The following is a 5,878-nucleotide window of genomic DNA, read 5'->3' on the forward strand; positions in this document are numbered from 1 at the left end:
AAAAATGGCTCTGGAGATGTCATATTGATCTTTCAACACCAAATGTGAAGGTTTGGAAAAGATTCTCCAGGTATCTTGAAGGGTACGATAGATTCATTTTCCATCTGAAGGAGTATTTTCCATCTGGAATAGAAGGAAGGAGTATTGCTTTTCCCCCGAGTATAGACCCGCTGAGCGAGAAAAACTGTGATCTTGATGAGAATTTCATAAAAGACACTCTTGAGAAGCTGGAGATAGATCCAAGGAGACCTCTCATAACAGTAGTGGCGCGTTTTGACCCATGGAAAGATCTTTTCAGCGCGATAGATGTGTACAGGATTGTGAAAAAAGAGATTCCTGATGTTCAGCTTGCCATCGTGTCCGCTATGGCGACTGATGATCCGGAGGGTTGGCTTTTCTACGAGAAGGTACTCAGATATGCCGGAATAGATGAGAATATAAAGTTCTGCACCAATTTTAAGGGAGTGGGAAGCAAAGAAGTAAACGCCATACAACGGGCAACAACTGTTGCTCTCCATACAGCAACAAGAGAAGGATTTGGTCTTGTGATAAGTGAGGCGCTTTACAAGAAGGTTCCGGTTGTAGCAAGACCCGTCGGTGGTGTTAAGATACAGGTGAAGCACGAAGAAAACGGCTACCTTGCATGGGAAAAGAAGGATCTTGCTGGCTACGTGATTCGGTTGATAAAAGACGAGGATTTGAGGAGAAAAATGGGAGAAAACGGGAAAAAAGCGGTTGTAGAGAATTTCATAATCACTGTTCACCTGAAAAATTATCTGAAAACGTTCCTGGATGTTTTGGGGTGAAAGAGAGTGCCATCTCCTTTGTTGAGAAAAAAGAACAAGTTGAGGGTTCTGAAATGCATTCTTAAAAGCGGGAAGATCTCACGAGATCAGATTGCTCGTGATACTGGCCTGGCTCATAGCACCTTGAGCTACATAATGCGGGAATTGAAAGAGGGGAACTTTTTAGTCATTGAGAATGTCAAAACAAAAAAGGGAAGACCCTATCAACTTTTAAGGATAAACCCTGAGAAATTCAAAGTCATCGGAGTAAAGGTTGGCCGCGAGGAAGTGCGTGGTGTTCTGTTTGATGCTTCAATGGTACCCTTGAAAGAACACACTGTGAGAATTTTCTCTTCGATGAGGAACAAAAAGGGGTACTCAGAAGCTCTTCAAGAGGTTGTCCAGGAACTTTTCACGGATAGAGTGCTGGGAATAGGTGTTTGTTCTTCTGGAATCGTAAAAGGTGAAGAAGTAGTGATCTCCCATGTGATGAACGTGAGAAACTGGAATCTGAGAAACGTGTTGAAAGACTTTGAAAGAATAGTAGTCATGAACGATGCCGACGCTCTTTGTCAAGAGATCTCTCAGAGGGCGGATTCGGATTTCCTCCTTGTAAGTTACGGCATAGGAATAGGAGCAAGTCTCTGGAAAAACGGAAAGATCAAACACATAGAGCTGGGCCACATGATAGTTTCTTCCAAAGGAAAGTGCTATTGTGGACAGACGGGATGCCTGGAGTATCACTCTTCGGAATACGCCGTTTTGAAATCTTATCTTGGAATAGATATCGATTTCGAGGATTTCGTGGTGAACGAAGAAGAGAAGTACAGGAGTGTCGTTGAAGAGCTGAGAAAAAAGGCAAAAGAAGACTTCGAAACTGTGAAGAAGCATTACGAAAAGGCTTTCAAGAATCTTTCGGTCGCTGTGGGCAACATTCTCATGGGTTTTGGTGTTCCTCTGGTTTTTCTCGTGGGGGAAGGTGTTGTGAACGAGGATATGGTGAAATTGTTGGAAAAATCCGTTAAAGAACGTTTCAATCGCGAGTTCATAGATGGTGTGGAATTTCACCTGGCGAGTGCAAATTGGATGCTCGGCGCGGCTCGGGCGGTTGTGGACAGATATCTTTCTGATATTTTAAAATAAAAACTCTCGGCGATTGCCGGGAGTGTTTTTAATAAGCGTATAGTCTTCCATACGGTCTGTGAGTGTACGGTTTGAGAAGGATGAACTCTTCATTCAGGATTTCTTCTGGATCGTATTCAAAGAGTCTGCAAAATTCTTCGATGTATGGTTTGATCCGGGTTATGTCCTCTTCGGAGGGTTGGAAAATTTTCACCTCTTTTCCCAACTTGTGTTCTTCTACGCTCCCCCTCAGAAAGATTTCTCCACCGTGCATACCCGTTCCCACGTAGTTTCCTGCGATGCTTCCATCTTCGTCTCTTTCCAGCCCCAAGACAATGAGAAGACCTCCTGCCATGTATTCTCCCAGAAAGTCCCTGGCAAACCCTCCGATGACTATAACAGGATAGTTCTCCCTGTACGCTTTCATGTGTATTCCTGCGCGATAGCCCGCACTTCTTTTTATGTAAATGTGTCCACCCCTCATGGCGTATCCTATGATGTCACCCGCGTGTCCATGTACCACTATTTTTCCGGAGTTCATGGTGTTCCCCACACCATCCTGGGCATTCCCGTTCACAGTTATCTCCGGACCATCCATGAAAACCCCAAGATCGTTTCCTGGAACTCCGTTAATCTCCAGCTTGACCTTTTTTCTTATACCGGCTCCGATGTATCTCTGCCCACAGGCGTTGTCGAGTACTATTTCGTCTTCACCATCTTCTATTACTTCCCATATCATATTGTTCAGTTTTTTGTAGTGAATCCCTTTTGCGTCTATTCTAACCATATCTTGACTTCCCCCTCCAGCATCTTCTTTCTGAACTCCTTCGGCAAGTACACAAGGCCGAAGTTTTCATCGAGAAGCTTATCCTTGAAAGAGGACACATCCAGCTTCTGAAGGATGAGCCCCGTGTAGATTCCCGCTCTGTCTATGTCGTTGACCAGAACGACTCCTATGAGCCTGTTGTCCTTTATCACCATCTTTTTGTAGGTGTTTCCCTCTTCGTGGCTGAGGACTTCATACTCATCTCCTTCTACATTGGTGTGACCAACGGAGATAGTTGGAATTCCCGCAAGCTCGACCGAGTTCATTGGAATACCACCGGGATAGCGTACATTTCCTCCAGCCATGTTGTATCCGGCAACCCTTCCCTGCGCAACTGCCACGGGCCAGATGGCGATCGTCTTTCTCTGACCGTCTATCAGGTCATAGAATTCCGTACAGTCTCCTGCAGCGTACACATCCTTCACATTCGTTTCCATTCTCTCGTTCACCACGATGCCTCTGTTTATCTCTATACCAGAATCTTTAAGGAACTCCACGTTCGGTCTGACGCCTATAGCGACGATGAGGAGTTTGGTCTGGATTTCTCTTCCGCTTTTTAGAACAACAGAGGATATCGTGTCCTCACCTTTCACCGCTACAATGGTGTCGTTTGTTATTACATCACAGCCTTCTTCCTTCAGGGCGTTGGTGATGATCTCGGACGCCTTCCTGTCAAAGGTCACGGAAAGAATCCTGTCTGCCAGTTCAACGATGGTGACTTTCACTCCGAGTTCCATCAACGCTTCTGTTGTCTTGAGTCCGATCAATCCTCCTCCGAGCACAACGGCTTTCTTCACGTTGTTCTTTTTTATGTAGTTTTCTACCCTTTCTTCGTCTTCCCATGTGGTGAACGTGAAAATTCCTTCTTTCCCTTCAAGACCCTCTATTTTTGGGACGAAGGGCTTTCCACCAATGGCAAGGAGCAACCTGTCGTAGGTGATCTCTTCACCGGTGTTTGTCACAAGAACCTTTTTCTCGGGAACCACTCTTTCTACTTTTGTTGCGGGTTTCACCTCCACGCCAAGTTCTTTCAAAAATTCCTCCGTTCTGTAGTACATCTTCTCCTCTGTAACTTTCCTTCCAAGAAGATACGTGATCAGAGGTCTGGAGTAGCCAACATATCTTTCAGCTGTGATGAGGACAATTTCTCCGTCTTTATCGAGCTCCCTAATTGCTTCTATCGCGTTCAAACCTGCCGGTCCCGATCCAACTATCACGTACCTCATTCTCTCACCTCAACAAGAACGAGGGCCTCGTTCGGACAGCCTTCAACGCAGGCAGGAGTTCCCCTATCGATGCAGAGATCACATTTGGAAGCCACTTTCTTCTCCTTCGTGCTTCTTCTTACAGCACCGAATGGGCACGCCATAATACACATCCAGCATCCTACACATTTTTCTTGGTTCACCCTTATGGCTCCCGTTTTTGGATCCCTATACATCGCTCCTGTCATACAGGCTTTCAGACAGGAAGGGTCGTCGCAGTTTCTACATTGAAGAGCAAAAGTAACGTAATCGTGTTCTTCAACGATCACGTTGGGTTCAGGAAGTTCCGGTTCATATCTGAAAATCTTTATCAGATTTCCCGTCCCCACTTGTGCAGCAACACAGTTTATTTCGCAGAGTTTACATCCTATACAGTACTCTTCCCTGATGAGAATTCTCCTCACATCCATCACCACGCCTCTCCAGCAGGTTTGATGCCAAGGAGTTTCAATTCGTATTCATGGAGACCAACTCCTCTGAGAACTTCTCTGTTACCCCTGAGAGATTCTATGGCGTTGATACCCATTCCCCCGAGGATCTCCTTTATCTCGTGTGCCCATGCCCTCAGAAGGTTTGCCGCCCTGCGAGCTCCTATCTCCGGATTGAGCCTCTTTGTGAGTTTTGGATCTTGGGTGGCTATACCCCAGTTACACTTTCCGAGATAACACGTCTGACAAAGATGACAGCCGAGGGCGACCAGTGCGGCAGTTCCTATGTAGACCGCATCCGCTCCAAGTGCGATCGCCTTGATAACGTCTGCACTGTTCCTGATACCCCCTGCTACAACGATTGATGCCATGTGTCTTATACCCTCTTCTCTGAGTCTCTGGTCTACCACGGCGATGGCGAATTCTATGGGAATTCCCACGTGGTCTCTTGTCACCTTGGGAGCGGCACCCGTTCCACCCCTGATACCATCTATCACGATGTAGTCTGCGCCTGCTCTGACCATACCGGCAGCGATAGGAGCCACGTTGTGCACCGCCGCTATTTTGACACCGACGGGTTTTTCATATCTTGTGGCTTCCTTTATTGCGTATATGAGTTGTCTCAGATCCTCTATAGAGTAAATGTCATGATGTGGGGCGGGGGACAAAGCATCGGTCCCGACGGGTATCATTCTGGTTTCCGATATGGGTTCTGTGACTTTTTCGCCGGGGAGATGTCCTCCGATTCCCGGCTTTGCACCTTGTCCTATCTTTATCTCAACGGCAGATCCCACGTCTAGATAATCTGCGCTCACTCCGAAACGTCCGGAGGCAACCTGCACGATCATGTTGTCCTTGAACTCTCTGAGCTCTTTCGGAAGGCCTCCTTCTCCCGTGTTGAAGAAGGTACCCACTGTTCTTGCTGCTCTCGCCAGGGACAGGAGAGCGTTCAAGCTGATCGAACCGTAGGACATGGCGGTGAACATCACGGGAACTTCCAGCTTCAACTGGGGGGCTATCGCCGTCTTGAGTGTCACGCTTCCATCGGTGTCTTCCTCTACGTCTAGCTTGACTTCTTTTCTTCCTATGTAGGTTCTGATTTCCATCGGTTCTCTGAGAGGATCTATGGAGGGGTTCGTCACCTGACTCGCATTGAGAACAATTCTGTCGAAGTAGCTGAAGTATGGTCGATCGTTTCCCATGCTCGTGAGCAGAACACCACCGGTATCTGCCTGTTTCATGATCCCAATCAGATGTTCGGGGGTCCAGTGTGCGAGTGGCCTAATGTCGAAATTATTTCTTCGAACCGTTATAGCCTCCGTTGGACAGATAGCTTCACAGAAGTGGCATCCGACACACTTGTGATTCTCTGTGTATACCTTATTGGCATTCTCATCGTAGTAGTTCGCCCCATAAGAACACACCCTGACGCAGGCAAGACACCTTATACAC

General features: G+C 46.9%; 6 protein-coding genes. 2 read left to right on the top strand and 4 right to left on the bottom strand.

What is annotated here, in order from left to right:
* A partial coding sequence (locus tag J7K79_RS02865) for a glycosyltransferase (RefSeq protein WP_296904978.1) occupies positions 1-806 on the top strand: 806 nt, incomplete at its 5' end.
* Between the two features lie 6 nt (positions 807-812).
* Entirely contained in the window at positions 813-1,928 is a 1,116-nt protein-coding gene (locus J7K79_RS02870) for an ROK family transcriptional regulator (protein WP_296904981.1), read from the top strand.
* A 28-nt stretch (positions 1,929-1,956) separates the two neighbouring features.
* Here the strand turns inward: J7K79_RS02870 and J7K79_RS02875 are convergent, their stop codons facing one another.
* The 4 genes from J7K79_RS02875 to J7K79_RS02890 all read right to left on the bottom strand — a co-directional run.
* Positions 1,957-2,694: a hypothetical protein gene (locus J7K79_RS02875; RefSeq protein WP_296904983.1), complete on the bottom strand. Its 738-nt coding sequence runs from the start codon at positions 2,692-2,694 to the stop codon at positions 1,957-1,959.
* The gene (locus J7K79_RS02880) at positions 2,682-3,959 is read right to left on the bottom strand and encodes an FAD-dependent oxidoreductase (protein WP_296904985.1); all 1,278 of its coding nucleotides are present in this window, start codon (positions 3,957-3,959) and stop codon (positions 2,682-2,684) included. The genes J7K79_RS02875 and J7K79_RS02880 overlap by 13 nt, the downstream gene beginning before the upstream one ends.
* Positions 3,956-4,408: a 4Fe-4S dicluster domain-containing protein gene (locus J7K79_RS02885; protein WP_296904988.1), complete on the bottom strand. Its 453-nt coding sequence runs from the start codon at positions 4,406-4,408 to the stop codon at positions 3,956-3,958. Before J7K79_RS02885 ends, J7K79_RS02880 begins: the two co-directional genes overlap by 4 nt.
* On the bottom strand, positions 4,408-5,878 hold a 1,471-nt coding region (locus J7K79_RS02890; protein WP_296904991.1), incomplete at its 5' end, for a glutamate synthase-related protein. The genes J7K79_RS02890 and J7K79_RS02885, both read right to left, overlap by 1 nt.

The organism is Thermotoga sp., assembly GCF_021162145.1.
GTDB lineage: Bacteria > Thermotogota > Thermotogae > Thermotogales > Thermotogaceae > Thermotoga.